The 15344-nt window shown below is 68.8% G+C and carries 11 protein-coding genes; 7 read left to right on the top strand and 4 right to left on the bottom strand.

The window, feature by feature from the left end; genetic code table 11:
* Positions 1 to 3 precede the first annotated feature (3 nt).
* From HYZ11_06235 to HYZ11_06220, 4 genes are read right to left on the bottom strand one after another with little or no spacing between them, the layout of a single operon-like run.
* Positions 4 to 1770, bottom strand: coding sequence for an O-antigen ligase family protein (locus HYZ11_06235; protein ID MBI3127183.1), 1767 nt, complete (start codon positions 1768 to 1770; stop codon positions 4 to 6).
* Positions 1771 to 1807: 37 nt separating this feature from the next.
* The gene (locus tag HYZ11_06230) at positions 1808 to 3403 is read right to left on the bottom strand and encodes a hypothetical protein (GenBank protein MBI3127182.1); all 1596 of its coding nucleotides are present in this window, start codon (positions 3401 to 3403) and stop codon (positions 1808 to 1810) included.
* A 20-nt stretch (positions 3404 to 3423) separates the two neighbouring features.
* On the bottom strand, positions 3424 to 6633 hold the full coding sequence (locus HYZ11_06225; GenBank protein ID MBI3127181.1) for a polysaccharide biosynthesis tyrosine autokinase: 3210 nt from the start codon (positions 6631 to 6633) through the stop codon (positions 3424 to 3426).
* 6 nt (positions 6634 to 6639) lie between these two features.
* Positions 6640 to 8931, bottom strand: a complete 2292-nt coding sequence (locus HYZ11_06220; GenBank protein ID MBI3127180.1) for a VCBS repeat-containing protein — start codon at positions 8929 to 8931, stop codon at positions 6640 to 6642.
* Positions 8932 to 9389: 458 nt separating this feature from the next.
* Here HYZ11_06220 and HYZ11_06215 point away from each other — a divergent pair, with 458 nt between their 5' ends.
* The 7 genes from HYZ11_06215 (at position 9390) to rpsB (ending at position 15327) form a co-directional block, all read left to right on the top strand.
* Complete coding sequence (locus HYZ11_06215; protein MBI3127179.1) at positions 9390 to 9614, top strand: hypothetical protein; 225 nt, start codon at positions 9390 to 9392, stop codon at positions 9612 to 9614.
* Positions 9615 to 9757: 143 nt separating this feature from the next.
* The gene (locus HYZ11_06210; GenBank protein MBI3127178.1) at positions 9758 to 11008 is read left to right on the top strand and encodes a nucleotide sugar dehydrogenase; all 1251 of its coding nucleotides are present in this window, start codon (positions 9758 to 9760) and stop codon (positions 11006 to 11008) included.
* 148 nt (positions 11009 to 11156) lie between these two features.
* Complete coding sequence (gene rplM / locus HYZ11_06205) at positions 11157 to 11582, top strand: 50S ribosomal protein L13 (protein ID MBI3127177.1); 426 nt, start codon at positions 11157 to 11159, stop codon at positions 11580 to 11582.
* 47 nt (positions 11583 to 11629) lie between these two features.
* Complete coding sequence (rpsI, locus tag HYZ11_06200) at positions 11630 to 12025, top strand: 30S ribosomal protein S9 (protein MBI3127176.1); 396 nt, start codon at positions 11630 to 11632, stop codon at positions 12023 to 12025.
* A 45-nt stretch (positions 12026 to 12070) separates the two neighbouring features.
* Complete coding sequence (locus tag HYZ11_06195; protein ID MBI3127175.1) at positions 12071 to 13108, top strand: N-acetyl-gamma-glutamyl-phosphate reductase; 1038 nt, start codon at positions 12071 to 12073, stop codon at positions 13106 to 13108.
* Between the two features lie 14 nt (positions 13109 to 13122).
* Positions 13123 to 14322, top strand: coding sequence for a bifunctional glutamate N-acetyltransferase/amino-acid acetyltransferase ArgJ (gene argJ, locus HYZ11_06190; protein MBI3127174.1), 1200 nt, complete (start codon positions 13123 to 13125; stop codon positions 14320 to 14322).
* Between the two features lie 195 nt (positions 14323 to 14517).
* Complete coding sequence (rpsB, locus tag HYZ11_06185) at positions 14518 to 15327, top strand: 30S ribosomal protein S2 (GenBank protein ID MBI3127173.1); 810 nt, start codon at positions 14518 to 14520, stop codon at positions 15325 to 15327.
* Positions 15328 to 15344: the final 17 nt, after the last annotated feature.

The following is a 15344-nucleotide window of genomic DNA, read 5'->3' as shown; positions in this document are numbered from 1 at the left end:
GGCTTAGCGGGGGCGCCTGCCGAAGGGGCCGGACGCGGGCTCTCGGATCAGGTCGACGTTCCGGGGCGCCTTGGGGAACGAGCCCGCCGCCGGCTCCGGCCCGGGGGCGGCGGGCGGCCCGCCCGCCCGGGCCGCGGCTAGCAACTCCTTCCGGAACTTGGGCTTGGCGGCCTCCCGGCGCCTGGCCTCGACCTCCCGCCGCGCCATCTCTACACGCTCGCGCTCGAGGAATTCCTCGTACTCGGAGAGTTTCTTCTCGAAGCGCTTCTCGCCGGGGGCCTCCTCGCCTTCCGCCGGCTCGGGCTGGGGCTCGGGCGGCGCCTCGATGAGCTTTCCCTCCTCGCGCTCCAGCTCCTCCCACTGCTTCTGGCGCTCCTTGGCCAGGGTGGGGATGCGCACCACCATGGCGGTGAAGAGCATCCACGGCTCCATGATGCGCAGGATGATGAAGGTGTTGGAGCCGCTGCTGTGGGTGAGGAGGCCGAACAGGCCGGCCATGTAGCCGACGGCGATCCCCCGCTGGAAGGCGTCCGTCGAGGTCCGCATCGCTTTCCGTCCCGCCTGGAAATAGACCCACACAAGCCAAAGGAAGGCCACCATCCCCACCAGCCCCGTCTCCACCAGCGTCCGGATGGGCTGCGAGTCCACGAAGATGTAGCCGGTCACCCCCCAGCCCAGGATGGGCTTCTTCATCCAGCCGCCGACCGACTCGGCGTAGCTCTCCAGCCGGGCGCTGGTGGAGCTGTCCAGGCGGACCGCGCCCACCTGGATCTGCTTGGCGTGGAGCTGCTTCTTCTGCTGGAAGGTGAAGAGGACGCGCTCCTTGACCGACTGTGGAAGCACGACGATCGACAAGAAGGCGAAGGCGACGGTGAAAAGCGCAATCTGCTTCTTCTTGTGGGAGAAGATGAAGAAGGCCGCGATCACGGCCGGGATGCCCAGCCACGAGGCGCGGCTCCCGGTGAACAGCAGCGGGATGAAGAAGAGGGCGATCAGCGAGCCCCAGCCCAGGATGGCCCGCAGGCCCCGGGCGAAGAGGAGCTGGCCCCCCGCCATGCACATCATCAGGAGGAGGTAGCCGCCCATGGTGTTGGGCTCGCCCGAGTCCCCCTCGAAGGGAGCCGACACGCGCACCCCGAGCGGGATCTGCACCATCCCGTAGAGGGCGATGCAGATGGAGGTGAAGAAGGCCAGCTTCATGAAGCGCTTCATCACCTTGAGGTCGGTCATGAAGTTGAGGGCGAGGAAGAAGACGACGAAATACTCGAAGTAGCGGATCACGAAGAAGGTCCCGATCAGCCCCCGCACCCCGCCCGTCATGAAGCCCAGGATGGTGGAGATGATGCAGCTCAGGATGTAGAAGCCGATGGGGCGGTTGAGGGGGTTCTTGAGGATGAAGCCCAGCTCCTTGTGGACGGCGGTGCGGGCGAACCAGGCGATGGAGAGAATGGCGAGGAGGACGTCGTCCATCCGCACCACGACCGAGCGCCCGGCGTCGGTGCCGCCCCCGCCTCCGCCCCCGGCCCCGAACTCGGGCGAGAGGAGCATGGACATGATCAGCAGCGCGACGCCGAACATCGGGCTCATGAAGCTCGCGCCGAGGATGATGGCGCCGACGAAGCCCCCCAGGACGACGAAGGCCGAGGTCTGCGTGAGGGAGTAGGACAGGCCCAGGCTGAGGATGAGGAAGCCGAGCACGGCCACCACGGGGAGCAGGCTGCCCCTGCCCGCCAAGCCGCCTCCGCCGATCGCGCGCGAGGTTCGGGCCATTCTCAGGATTCCCGGGTGCGGACGGGCCGGCGCGGCCTCATCCGGGAGGAAGCCGGCAGAGCCGGTAGGTTCCGATCCGCCGGAAGCGCTCCCGGCAGGCCTCCAACTCGATCGGCGGCTCGAGCAGGAGCCATCGAAGCTGCCATACCGAATTCTCCGTCGAGCCCAGAACCACCGCCGCCGGCCGTTCCCGGCGGAGAAACGCGAGGACGGCCTCGCGCGACCTCCATGCCCCGTGGCCCGCGCCCCGCAGGCCCCGCTCGCGGAGCCCGGGCTCCAGGTTGGGCGGAGCCAGGACGGCCCGCCCGGGGGGCACGTTCTCCGCCAGCCACCCGAGCGCCTCCGCGCGCCCCCGCTCGCCGTAGCCGTACGAGGTGGCGTAGGGGGCGCGCCCCTGCGCCGCTCCGAGTCCCAAGGCGTTGGCCAAGGCCAATAATACCAGAAGGTTCGCCCAGGGGATACGAAATGCCCAGGCGGCCCCCGCCGCCAGCCCGATCCCGGCCGCCCAGGGGAGGATCAGCTCCGCCAGGGCGGGTGCGGCCCCCCCGGCCGCGTAGGCCTCCCGCAGCCCGGCGTTCAGGGCCAGGAGGGGGTCGGGCATCCAGAGGGCGAGCGCCAGGGCCGGGAGGAGCAGGAGGGCCAGGGAGAGGGCGCCCGGGCGCGGGATCCATTCCGGGTTCGCCGCGAAGGCGCACAGGAGGGGCAGGAGGGCCACGTAGTAGCGCGGGAAGCCGTAGTTCATGCCCCCCGCGGCCCAGTACCCCCCGAGATAGAGGACGGTCCCCCAGAGGAGCGGGCCCATGCGCGGCGCCCCCCGCGCCCGCAGGGCGAGGGCCCCCCCGGCCGCCAGCAGGGCGAGGAAAGGCCCCAGCCAGGCCATCCCCAGCATCAGGTGAAAGGCGGCCGCCGCGGGCGTCCGCCCCGCCAGGATGGACTCCGCCGCGGTTCCCGCCGAGTCCCCGGCTCGCTCCCAGCTCTGCAGGGACCACCAGAGGAGCGCGAAGAGGGCGAGCCCGGCGCCGGTGGCGAGGAAGTCCCGCCACCCGCCCTTCCGGCGCCAGGCGGCGGGGAAGGCGAAGAGGAGGAGGCCCAGGGACGAGGTGATTTTCCAGCCCATGGCCAGCGCGCTCCAGGCCGCGAGACGGAAGCCCCGCCGCCACCCATCCGGGCCGGGGGCGAGAAAGGCGAGGAGCCAGAACGAGGCGAAGGCGGGGTAGTAGGAGGCGTCGGCCATGTCCAGGCTATGGGCTCCCTGCACCACGGCCGGGTGGAGGAGGTAAAGGCAATAGGCGAGGACGCCGGCCCGGGGGCTCCCCCAGAGGCGGCGCGCGAGCAGAAAAGCCGCCGCCGCGGACAGAACGGATCCGCCCGCCTGGATCCACCGCAGCAAACCGGATTCGAGCCATCCGGCCGAGGCCAGCGCCTTGAGGAGGATGAGGAAGAAGGGAGACGTTCCCGCCGGAGCGGGCGAGGGCGAAGGGCTCCGCGCCCATTCCAGCAGCGCCGAGTCCCAGTAAGTCAAGGGGGTTTGGAGCTTCAGCGACACGCCCAGCAGGAAAAGGGCCGTGGCGAGGGCGACGAAGAGCGCCGCGGCGGATCCGGATGGACGGTGGGGCTCCGGCTTCGGCTCCATGCGGCGGCGGTCCTGTCGAGCTAGCGGGTGACGAGCTGGAAGGGGATCTTCTCCCGCTGGAGGAGGATGGCGGCGTGCTCGGCCTCGGACGGCGACCGGAAGGCGCCGACCAGCAGCCGGCCCTTGCCGCTCGAGGTTTCCTCGAAGGCGGGGTAGAGGTCGGCCGCCTTCAGGATGACGCGCATCACGTCGGCCTCGCCCGGCGCGAGATCGCGGCCCACCTCGAGCGTGTAGGGCAGGCGGTCCGCGTAGGGTTCCTCGCCCGGCTGGAGGAGGGGCCTGAGCCGCTTCTCGATGAAGGCCTTGGCCTCCCGCTCGGAGGCGAAGGCGCCGAGAAAGACGCGGTCGGCGGAGCCCTCGATCCCCCGGACGGGGGCGAAGGAGGGGGCGAGCCCCGCCTGGCGCAGGATCGACAGGTGGTGCCGCGTCGTCTCGCGGCGGCGGTTGTGGCTGAATACGACGCTGAAGGGCTTCCGGCTCTCCTCCTCGCGGAGGAGCCCGCCGGGGAGCGTCTGGCCCGCGAGGCGCATGACGGCCCGCCGGACGGCGGCGGCCTCCGTCAGGTCTTCCCGGGGCGCGGCCGGGGGCGCCGAGGCGAAGCGCCGCCCCGGGAGGAGGGAGGCGCCCGGCCCGGGACGGGCGGGAGCTTGCGGCGGGGGCGACCCGCCCTGGGCGGGCGCGGGAGGCTTCGCGGGGGCCTGGGGCGCGTCCTTGCTCCCCTCGGGGGCCGCGGGGCTGGCGGGGGCGGACGCGGGGGTCACGGGCGCCTCCTGGGTGCTCTTCCAGATCGCGCCCAGCGGCGCCAGCGAGTCCTTCGGCGGCATGCCGACCATCTGATCCCGCGCCGCGAGGGAGCCGACGAACGGGAGCCGCACGCCCATCTGCCAGGCCGCGCTGGCAGCGATGAGGGAGAAGGAGAGGACCAGGGCCACGCCGGCGAGCGTCTTGGCCAGGGAGGATGCTTCCTCGGTCACGTCGTCCCGCTCGGCGGGGGCGACGAGCTCGACCGCGGAGCGGTACCAGCGCTGATAGAAGGGCAGCTCGGCCAGGTTTTCCTCGGCGTGCTCTTCCGTATAGCCGCCGTAGTAGTAGGTCGACTGGTAGCGGATGGAGTCGATGTCGGAGGTGGCCTCGGGGCGCATCGAGTTAAGGACCACGCCCCACACCTTCGCGTGCACGTTGTCGAGCTGCATCTTCGCCCGCTTGAGCGCCCCCCGCGCGATGGCCCCCACCCGGTAGACCAGCACGCAGCCGTCCACGCGCGTGCCGAGGATGGCCGCGTCCGTGACCGGCAGGAGGGGCGGCGTGTCGATCACGATCACGTCGAACTCCTGCCGGATCTCCTCGAGGAACTGAGTCATGCGCGTGGAGTTCAGGAGCTCGGCCGGGTTCGGCGGGATGTGCCCGCAGGTCAGGAGGTTCAGGTTGTCGAGGCCCGGCGTCAGCATGATGTCTTCCATGTCGAACTTGCCGAGCATGATGTCGGTCATGGTGCGGACGCAGTCCGTCCAGGTGTTGTTGCCCAGGAGGATATCGGTGAGGCCGGGCTCCCGGTCGATGCCGAAGATGCGGTAGATGACGGGCTTCCGCATGTCGGCGTCGATGAGCAGGGTGCGCTTGTTGGACTGGGCGCAGGTGATGGCGAAGTTGATGGAGGTGGTCGTCTTGCCCTCGCCCGGCGTGCTGCTCGTGATGACGAAGGTGTTGCCGCCCTTCTCGACGGAGACGAACTCCATCTGCGTGCGGAAGGAGCGGTAGGCCTCGGCGATGGGCGAGCGCGGGACGAAGTGCGTGACGAGCCGGCCGTAGATGTCGGGCGTGAAGCGGCCCGCCCGTTCCGGGTTGCTCTCGATGTACTGGCGCTCGAGTTCCTCGTTGTCGAGGATGGGGATGACTCCCAGGACGGGCACTTCGAGATAGGACTCCACGTCCTCGATGGTGCCGATGGAGGTATCCATCGTCTCGAGCACCAGGGCGAACGCCAGGCCCACCACCAGGCCCAGGAGCGCGCCCACGAAGGTGTTCAGGAAGATCTGCGGCGGGTTGTCGCGCCACAGCGGCCGGAAGGCGGGCTTCACGATGCGAACGAGGTGCTGGGTGCCCGCGAGCCGGATGCTGACCTCCTCGAACTTCTGGCGCAGGAGGTTGTGGACTTCCTGGTTGGTGGCGAGCTGGCGCTCGTGCCGCTGGAGCTGGAGGGAGAGGTCTGGGATCTCCTTGTTGCGCGACTCGATCTGGTTGAGTTCGTCCTCGCGGGCCTTCGCGAGCGCCGCCAGGGTCTGCTCCCGGCCCTGCAGGATGAGCAGCATCTGCCGGACGACGTTGTTGATCTGCTGGATGATGTCGTTGACCGCGGGATGCTCCGGGGTGAACTCCTGGAGCAGGTTGTCGCGCTGGACCTGGAGCTCCACGAGCTGCTGGTTGAGGCGGGCCAGGCCGGGATCGATGTCGTCCACGGGCACGCGCTCGGTCCTGCCGGCCCGGACGTCACGGATGTTGCGGACCTGCTCGATGGCCTCGCGGACGCGCTTGAGCATCCCTTGCTGCTGCGCGACGACTTCCTGGAGGCGCTCCATCAGCCGCCCGATGGAGGCGGCCTCCACGGCGATGGAAAGGAAGTTCTTGGACTCCTTGAACTCCTTGATGATGCGCTCGGCCTCCTTGAGGCGGGCCTCGCTCTGGGTGAGCTGGGTCTTGATGAAGTCGTGCTGGCGCAGGACCGTCTGGTTCCGGTTCTCGTAGTCGAACTGCCGGAAAACGGACGCGGTGGTATTGGCCATCCGCGCCGCCTGGTCGGGATCCCCCGAGATGACCGTGATGGAGATGATGTTGGTGTCGCCCACCTGGCCGGTGTTCACTTGGCCCGCGAGGCCGTTGATGATGGAAACCAGCCGGCTGTTCTTGGCGATATCCTCCGAGGAGAGGGACTTGTCCACCATCCCCATCTCCTTGGCCACCTGCTCCATGACCGGGTAGCTGCGGATGACGGCGGTCTGGGTGGTGATCTCCGCGGTCGTGCCGAGGGCTCCGGGGTCGCTCACCAGGCCGGAGAGGGCCGTGTTCGGCTCGAGCCGGACGGCGCTGGAAGCCGAGTAGATGGGGGGCGGCTCGTTCAGCTTCGCGAAGACGAAGCTGAAGAAACCCAGGATGACGACGGTGAAGATGATGATGAGCTTGCGCTTGCGGATGATCCGCCAATAGTCGCGCAAGTTGATGTCATACTGGCCCATTTTCGGCTACTGCCCTATGAGGGTGACGGTGCGCGTGCCCGGGGTGAATGTGCCTTCGCCTCCCCGCTCCGCGGTGGTGCGGCTCGGGCCGCCCAGGTCGAACTTCAGGAGGTTCGAGTTGATCGAGTAGGACTCGCGGAACCGGGAGGGGTAGAACAGGAAGTCGAGAATCGGCGACATGTGGCGGGCGAACTCGTTGAGGTCGCCGATGATGGTCCGGGGGGCGAACACCACGTCGTTCGGCTTCAGGAGGTGATCCCCGCGGCGATCGCCGCGGCGGAGCATGGCCTTGATGTCGGCGTGGATGACCTCGGGCCGCTCCGCGTCGCCGCGGATGATGCGGACCTCGTCCTGCTGGGCGAACTCGTTGAAGCCTCCCGCCCTGGCGATGGCGTCGAGCACCCGCATGTTGAACGTCAGGGGGTGCACGCCCGGCGACCGGATCTCGCCGAATACGTACACGCGCTTCTGCTCGACCAGCTCCGAGCTGGATTCCGGGACGAAGACCAGGTCGCCGTCCAGGAGCTCGGGGTTGTCGGTCTCGCCCGTGGTTCCCGAGATGTAGCGGAGGATGTTCACGGTCCGCGTCCTTCCTCCTCGCCGGAGGGAGACGTGGGTGAGGTCGCCGCCGGGACGCTCGGGCGTCGTGGGCAGGTGGCCGCCGGCGAGGAGGATGGCGTCCAGCAGGGTGACCGTCGCGGACACGTTATAGGTCTGGGGCCGCGCCACCGCGCCCATCACCCGCACGATCTTGCTCCCGAATCTCGACACCACCACGTCCACCCGCGGGTTCTTGATGAACTTCCTCAGCTTCTCCTTGAGGAGGTCGGTCACCTCCTTCACGGTCAGGCCCGCCGCCTGGACGTCATCGATGAGGCCGATGCTGACCACGCCCCGCTCGCTCACCTGGACCTGCTCTTTCTGGGAGATGACCCCCCGCCACACGCTGACGGTCAGCACGTCGCCGGAGCCGATGAGGTACTCGCCCGGGACCCGCTTCTCCGGGAAGGCCCCCTCGATCCGCGCCGGCTGTTTGGGCTGGCGGGGAGGGGCGGGGCGGCCCGTCCGCAGGTCGGGCATGCGGGCGCCCGGCGGGAGCGGGAGATCGTGTTTGGCGGTTTTCTCGCCCGGGACCTGGCCGGGCAGGGGCTTTCCGAAACCGGGCCAGACGGCGACGCCCTCGCCGTGGGTCGCGGCGCCCAAATCGAGCCGGCCGTCGCCGTCGAGGTCCGCCACCAGCAGGTGGTGGAATATCCCCGACTCGGCGAGGAGGCGATGGGCCACCCAGCCCAGCGCCTGGTCCTGCCGCCAATAGCGCAAGCCCTTGCCGTCCATCGTGCTGGCCACCAGATCGGCGCGGCCGTCCGAATCCCGGTCGACGGGCACCACGCGGAAGAAGCTGCCCTCCGGGGTGGGGCTGGCCATCTGATTGAACGTGCCCTTTCCCAGGCCCTGCCAGACCTGGATGCCCGTGTTCCTGCCGGCGGCGAGGAGGTCGGGCAGGCCGTCCCCGTTCAGGTCGGCGACGGTGACGCCCCAGAAGTCCCCCTGCGAGAGCTGGTTGGGCCTCCCCCAATTCAGGTGCTTGTCGCGGCCCAGCCACGCCCGGAGGCCGCCCGAGGGGCCGGTGCCGGCGGCGGCGACGTCGAGAATCCCGTCCTGGTTCAGGTCCACCACGGCGAGGCTGTGGAAGGGCCCTTCGGCCGGAGGGGCGGCCGCCTCCTGCCATTTGTCGGTGCCGAGGTTCAGCCAGACCCGGAGGCCGCCCTGGGCGCCCGCCTCCTCCTTGGAGGCGATGATGTCCGGCCTCCCGTCGTAGTTGAAATCGGCCACGGCCACGTCCGAGAACACCTCGCCCTGGCCGGGGCCGGCCGTCCGCTGGAAGCGGAGGCCCCCCATGTTCTTCCAAATCTCGATCCCGTCTTTTTCCTGGCCGCGGAGGGCGACGATGATCTCCGGCAGAGAATCCCCGTCCAGGTCGGCGACCGCGATGGAACGCACCTCCGCGCCAGTCCCCAATGCGATGGGCTCGGTCCACCCGGGGTCCGGGCGGGGCCGCCAGATCAATACCTGGCCCGAGGCCAAGTCGCTGGAGATGAGCTCGCGCTTGCCGTCGCCGTCCAGGTCGGCCGCGACGAGCCCGCGGAAGTAGCCTTTCCCGACCGGCCCCTTGGGCTGGAGGGCGTCCGCGGCGGGCCCCGGAGCCCCGAAGGCGGCTCTCGCGGCCAGACGGAAATCCGTCCCGGCCATCCCGGCGGCCAGGCACGCCGCCATGATCCCCAGCGCCCACTTGCGCATCCCCGGCTTCGCCTCACGAAAGAGACAAACAATTCCACGCCAAAGGGCTCCGGACCAAGCTATGATTTTACAATAATATTAGGTCAATAATCAATTGATTTTGCAGTGTTACATGATTTTGGGCCCAGAATCCGCATGTGGCCCCCACATGCGGTGGCCGCCTTGGGGGCCCCGGGGGCGGAAGGGGATGAAATTTCAATGGGAAGACTTCCGCCGTTTGTGGCAAGCTGGGCCCTCGGCGGATGATTGGCGTCCGCTCGGGGGAGCCATCCATGAGAGGTCCGAGGCATTCCGCGCCAGGGGACGGGAAGGGGACCGGCGCTCTTGCCGGCCGCTCCCGGAAGAGAAAAAGGCGCTCCGCCAAGGATAAAACGAGCGCCCGCTCATGGCTCCGGTTCGGATCGGAAGGGTCCCTGGAAAAGGGGAAACATCGCAGCCCGCGCGCCCGCCGAAGCCGGATGTCCTGGAAGGCCATCGCTTCCCTGGTGGCCGTGTGCGCCCTGGCGGCCTTCCTGTTCGCTGTCGTCCAGCGCGTCACGATGATGGATGTCGCCAGCTTCTTCCTCTTTGGGACGACCGATCCCTATATCTCCCCCGAGCGCGAGCGGGAAATGCAGAAGGAGCTTCGGGACATGATCCAGAAGGAGTTCGGCGCCCGTAAAGCCAAGGGCGGCGGTCGGTAAAACACCCGATATCATTGACAGCGTTTCGGGGCGAATATAAAAAGCTGTGGTTTTTCCACGGAGAACGAGAGAAGGGGGGAAGCCTCTCAGTGTTCACGACCTTGCTCGAGGACATCCAGAACCGGCGGGTCCGCTCCTGCGTGATGGGACTCGGCTACGTGGGCCTCCCGCTGGCGCTCGAGTTCGTTCGCGCGGGCTATCAGGTGGTGGGCCTGGACGCGGACGATGGCCGGGTACGGCGGATGCGGGACGGGCAGTCCTACATCACCGACGTGGCCGATGGGCACCTGCGCGAGGCGCTGGACACGGGGCGTTTCCACGTCACCACGGACCCGGATGTGCTCGCCGAGGTCCAGACGGTGAACATCTGCGTGCCCACTCCCCTTAGCAAGTCCGGCGATCCGGACCTCTCCTACGTCCAGTCCGCCGTCCAGTCCATCGCGTCGAACCAGCAGCGGGGCCAGCTCTACATCCTGGAGAGCACCACCTACCCGGGGACCACCGAGGAGGCGCTCCTGCCCGTGCTGAGCCGGACGGGCTACCAGGTCGGAGAAGACTTCTTCCTGGCGTTCTCGCCCGAGCGGGTGGATCCGGGGAACCCTCAATACAACACCCGCAACATCCCGAAGGTGGTGGGAGGGATGACGGCCCGGTGCTCCGAGGTGGCCGCCGCGCTCTATTCCAACTGCATCGAGAGCGTCGTGACGGTAAGCTCCCCGCGCGTGGCCGAGATGGTGAAGCTCCTGGAGAACACCTACCGGAGCGTGAACATCGGGCTGGTGAACGAGCTGGCCCGCATGTGCCACAAGCTCGGGGTGGACATCTGGGAGGTCATCGACGCGGCGAAGACCAAGCCCTTCGGCTTCATGCCGTTCTATCCCGGGCCCGGGCTGGGGGGACACTGCATCCCCATCGACCCCATCTACCTGTCGTGGAAGGCCCGGCAGGTGGGCTTCGAGGCCCAGTTCATCAGCCTGGCCAGCAAGATCAACATCAGTATGCCCCAGTTCGTGGTGGATCTGGTGCTGAAAGCGTTGAACGACCGCGGAAAGGCCCTGAACGGGGCCAGGATTTTCCTCGTCGGGGTGGCCTACAAGGCCGGCGTGAGCGACATCCGCGAGAGCCCGGCCCTGGACGTGTGGCACCTGCTCTCCGAGCTGGGCGCCCAGATCAGCTACCATGACCCCCACGTGCCGGAGCTCGAGTTCCTGGGGCGGCGCCACGTTTCGCAGGCGGTCGAGGCGGATTCCCTCCGGAACATCGATTGCGCCGTCATCCTCACGGCCCACGGGGAAATCGACTTGGCGCTGGTCCGCGAGCACGCCCCCTGCATCGTGGACACCCGGAACGCCTATCCCGGCGCCCGGCCGGACGGCCGGCTCTACAAGCTGTAACCCCGCGAAATCCTCCCCCTGAGTTGACACCGGGCCTTTTTTGGGGCTTTAATCGCCGCTTCCGCCGTTCCGGGCGGATTTTGGGCGATTCGCCGCCCCGCCGGGCGGACCGGAGGAATCAGGCGTGAGGATGTATCAGAAAAGCGTGATGCTCACGAAGGAGCAGGCCCCCGGGAAGCGCCGGTGGGTGGTGGTGGACGCCCAGGGCCAGACCCTGGGGCGGCTGGCCTCGCGCGTGGCCGTGGTCCTGCGCGGGAAGCACCGCCCCGACTGGACGCCCCACGTGGACTCGGGCGACTACGTCGTGGTGGTGAACGCCGAGAAGGTGGTCCTCACCGGCCGGAAGCTCGACCAGAAGAAGTACTACCGCCACTCCGGGTACCCGGGTCACCTGAAGGAAGTCACCGCCCGGCGGGTCCTCGAAACCCATCCCGAGCGGCTCGTGGAATTCGCGATCCGGGGAATGCTCCCCAAGACGAAGCTGGGCCGGGCCATGATGCAGAAGCTCAAGGTGTACAGCGGAAGCAGCCATCCGCACGCCGCCCAAAAGCCCGAGGCTCTCTCTTTTAGCTAGCGCGGCCCCTCCGGCCGCGCGTCGAAGGAACGAAGCGGACCCTGACGATGGCGACCCCGACCACCTACTACGCAACCGGCAAGCGGAAGACCTCCATCGCGCGCGTGTGGATGTTCCCCGGCGACGGGCGCATCCTCGTCAACAACACCCCCGTCGACGAGTATTTCCTGCGCGACACCTCCCTCATGATTATCAAGCAGCCGTTCGACCTGACCGGCACGTGGGGGCGCTTCGACGTGCGCGTCAGCGTCCAGGGGGGAGGCCTCTCCGGCCAGGCGGGCGCCGTCCGGCACGGAATCTCCAAGGCGCTTCTCGGAGTGGACGCTGCCTTCCGCGGCATCCTGAAGAAGGCGGGCCTCATCACCCGCGACTCCCGCGTCAAGGAACGGAAGAAGTACGGCCGGGCGGCCGCCCGGAAGAGCTTCCAGTTCTCCAAGCGCTAACAGTCCGCGCGCTCACCGCGCCCCGTCCTCCGGGGGGAGGTTTCCATGCACCGCGTCGGTGTGATGGGGGCCACGGGCTACACCGGCTTTGAGCTCCTCCGCCTGCTGGCCTCCCACGGGGAAATCGAGTTCGGTCCGCTGACCTCCGAAAGCTACGCCGGCAAGGAGGTGGGAGAGGTCTTTCCCGCGCTCGCCGGGGTGGTGCGGGGGCGCTTCGAGAAATTCGCACCCGGGACATTCAAGGGCGTGGACCTCGTCTTCTGCTGCCTTCCCCACCGGGTCGCCATGAATTCGGTGCCGGGCCTGCTGGATCAGGATCTGAAGGTGGTGGATTTCTCGGCGGACTTCCGCATTCAGGACCCCTCGGTCTACACCGCCTGGTACAAGACGGCCCACATCTGCCCCGAGCGCATCCCCCAGGCCGTCTACGGCATCCCCGAGCTGTACCGGGAGAGAATCCGCAAGGCCTCCCTCGTGGCCAACCCGGGGTGCTATCCCACGGGCGCCATCCTGGGCCTCTATCCGCTGCTCAAGGCGCGGCTCATCCGGGCGGGCTCCATCATCGTGGACTCCAAGTCGGGCGTCTCGGGCGCCGGGCGGAAGGCCGAGCTCAGCCTCCAGTTCTCCGAGGTGAACGAGCGCTTCCGCGCCTACGGCATCGCCACCCACCGGCACACCCCCGAGATCGAGCAGGAACTCTCCGCGATGGCGGGGGAGGCGGTGAAGGTTTCCTTCACCCCGCACCTCGTCCCCATGACGCGGGGCATCCTCTCCACCATCTACGCCGAGGCGGGCCCGGGCGCGACGGCGGCCCGGGCGCGGCAGGCCTACCGGGACGCCTACGACGGCGAGCCCTTCATGCGGCTCATGCCGGAGGGGGCCTTCCCGGACGTGAGCCAGGTGGCCGGGAGCAACTTCCTCGACATCGGCTTCACCCTCGACGAGCGGACGGGGCGGTTCATCGTCGTGACCGCCATCGACAACCTGGTGAAGGGCGCCTCCGGCGCCGCCATCCAGAACATGAACCTCATGCTGGGGCTCCCGGAGACGCGGGGCCTCGCCCATCCCGGGTTCTGGATGTGAGCGCGGAATCCTTCCTGCGGGAAATCGAGGGCGGAGTCTGCGCCGCCCAGGGCGTCGCGGCCTCCGCCGCCACGGCCGGCATCAAGGAATCCGGCCGGCCCGACATGACTCTTCTCGCCTTCGACTCCCCGGCCCAGGCGGCCGGCGTCTACACCCGGAACAAGGTGTGCGCCGCCCCGGTCGTGCTCTGCCGGGAACGGGTGGGCAAGGGGCCGCTGCGGGCCATCCTGGTCAACAGCGGCAACGCCAACGCCTGCACCGGCAAGCAGGGCCTCAAGGACGCCCGCCGGATCACCCAGGCCCTCGCGAAAGAGCTCGGCTGCCCCCAGGCCCGGGTGGCGATGTGCTCGACCGGGCTCATCGGCCAGCGGCTGCCCGTGGACCTCATGGAGCGGGCGCTGGGCGGGCTTGTTCGGGACCTCGCCCCTGGCAAGGGCCGCGAGGCGGCGGCCGCGATCATGACCACCGACACGCGCCCCAAGGAGCACGCGGTCGAGATCGACCTTGGGGGCGGCCAGCGCGTGCGCCTGGGGGGGATGACCAAGGGCGCGGGCATGATCGCTCCCAACATGGCGACCATGCTGGCCTTCCTGACGACGGACGCGGCCGTCCCCTCCCGGGTCCTCCTGCCGGCCCTCCGCAAGGCGGCGGACCTCACGTTCAACTGCGTGACGGTGGACGGGGACACCTCCACGAACGACACCGCCATCCTGGCCGCGACCGGGGCCTCGGGCGTCCGGATCGCCGGCGGAAGGGCGCTGGAGCGCTTCCGGGCGGGTCTGGACAAGGTCTGCCGGGCGCTCGCCCTCGCCATCCTGCGGGACGGGGAGGGAGTGACGCGGGTGGTGGAGATACGGATCCGGGGCGCCGCGAGCCCGGCGGACGCCAGGCGGGCGGGGCGCACCGTGGCCGAGAGCCTCCTGGTCAAGACGGCCTTCTTCGGGGGCCTGCCCAACTGGGGCCGCATTTTCGCCGCGGCCGGACGGAGCGGGGCGCGCATCGCGCCCGAGCGGATGTCTCTCGAAATCGGGGGGGTGCCGGTCGTCCGGTATGGGGCCCCGGTCGAGGGCTGGGAGGGGCCGCTCGCTCCCGTCCTCAAGCGCCCGGAGTTTATGGTCAATCTGCACCTGGGCGCCGGGCGGGCCGAGGGGGCCGTCTGGACCACCGACCTCAGCTATGAATACGTCAAGATAAACGCGGATTATCGGACCTGACGGGTTCCGGGGCGGGGTTGAATCCTTCCCCGGCTTGTGAGACATTCATGCCGCCGCGCGGTGGCGGCTCGCCTCCTTGGAGCGGGCCGGCGCGGTGAATCTCGGTAAATCCTGGGTTTTCTCAATCTCAGCCCCCGTCCACCGGGATGCTGGCAAGGCTCCGCCTCGGAGAAAGGCGGAGCAGGAGGAGCGTCTTTGACCCCCATTTCGCTGCGCGAGCTTCTGGAAGTGGGTGCCCACTTCGGGCACCAGACCACCCGCTGGAACCCCCGGATGCGCCCCTACATCTTCGGGGCCCGGAACGGCATCTACATCATCGACCTGCAGAAGTCGGTCCGCCTGTTCAACCAGGCGCGCGAGTTCATGCGCGAGGTGGCCGCCAAGGGCGGGAAGATACTCTTCGTGGGCACCAAGCAGCAGGCCCAGGACATCGTGGCCGAGGAGGCCGGCGGGATCGGCATGCCCTACGTGACCAAGCGCTGGCTGGGCGGCACCCTGACGAACTTCGCCACCATCAAGAAGTCCATCGCCCGGCTTGTGGACCTTGATGTCATGAAGGCGGACGGAACCTTCGATCTCCTGGCCAAGAAGGAATCCGTCCGCCGGGAGAAGGACCGCCAGCGCCTCGAGAAATTCCTGGGCGGCATCAAGAACATGGAACGCCTGCCCCAGGCCATGTTCGTGGTGGACGCGGGCCACGAGCAGATCGCCGTGCGCGAGGCCCGCAAGCTGGGTATTCCCGTCATCGCGCTGGTGGACACGAATTCCGACCCCGAGGGGATCGATTACGTGCTGCCGGGCAACGACGACGCTCTCCGCTCCATCCGCTACTTCCTCTCCCGCTCCGCCGAGGCCATCGGCGAGGGGGCCACGCTCCGCAAGGAGGGCGGAATCGCGGAGGTGGAGGCCGTGATGGCGTCGGGCGACAAGGTGGCGGCCGAGATCATGGCCGCGGCCCAAAAGCAGCCCCAGCCGGCCGGCGAAGGCGGGAAGGGGGAAGCATAACCGGCGGGCCCGGCCCG

The sequence above is a fragment of the Candidatus Tectomicrobia bacterium genome (genome assembly GCA_016192135.1).
Taxonomy (GTDB): Bacteria; UBA8248; UBA8248; order UBA8248; family UBA8248; genus 2-12-FULL-69-37.
This window is presented reverse-complemented; position numbering and strand designations above follow the sequence as displayed.

Bases quoted from the DNA above. Each gene is read 5' to 3' on its own strand.
- HYZ11_06235 (MBI3127183.1), bottom strand. From the start codon at position 1,770: ATGGCCCGAACCTCGCGCGCGATCGGCGGAGGCGGCTTGGCGGGCAGG.
- HYZ11_06230 (MBI3127182.1), bottom strand. From the start codon at position 3,403: ATGGAGCCGAAGCCGGAGCCCCACCGTCCATCCGGATCCGCCGCGGCG.
- HYZ11_06225 (MBI3127181.1), bottom strand. From the start codon at position 6,633: ATGGGCCAGTATGACATCAACTTGCGCGACTATTGGCGGATCATCCGC.
- HYZ11_06220 (MBI3127180.1), bottom strand. From the start codon at position 8,931: ATGCGCAAGTGGGCGCTGGGGATCATGGCGGCGTGCCTGGCCGCCGGG.
- HYZ11_06215 (MBI3127179.1), top strand. From the start codon at position 9,390: ATGTCCTGGAAGGCCATCGCTTCCCTGGTGGCCGTGTGCGCCCTGGCG.
- HYZ11_06210 (MBI3127178.1), top strand. From the start codon at position 9,758: ATGGGACTCGGCTACGTGGGCCTCCCGCTGGCGCTCGAGTTCGTTCGC.
- rplM (MBI3127177.1), top strand. From the start codon at position 11,157: ATGCTCACGAAGGAGCAGGCCCCCGGGAAGCGCCGGTGGGTGGTGGTG.
- rpsI (MBI3127176.1), top strand. From the start codon at position 11,630: ATGGCGACCCCGACCACCTACTACGCAACCGGCAAGCGGAAGACCTCC.
- HYZ11_06195 (MBI3127175.1), top strand. From the start codon at position 12,071: ATGCACCGCGTCGGTGTGATGGGGGCCACGGGCTACACCGGCTTTGAG.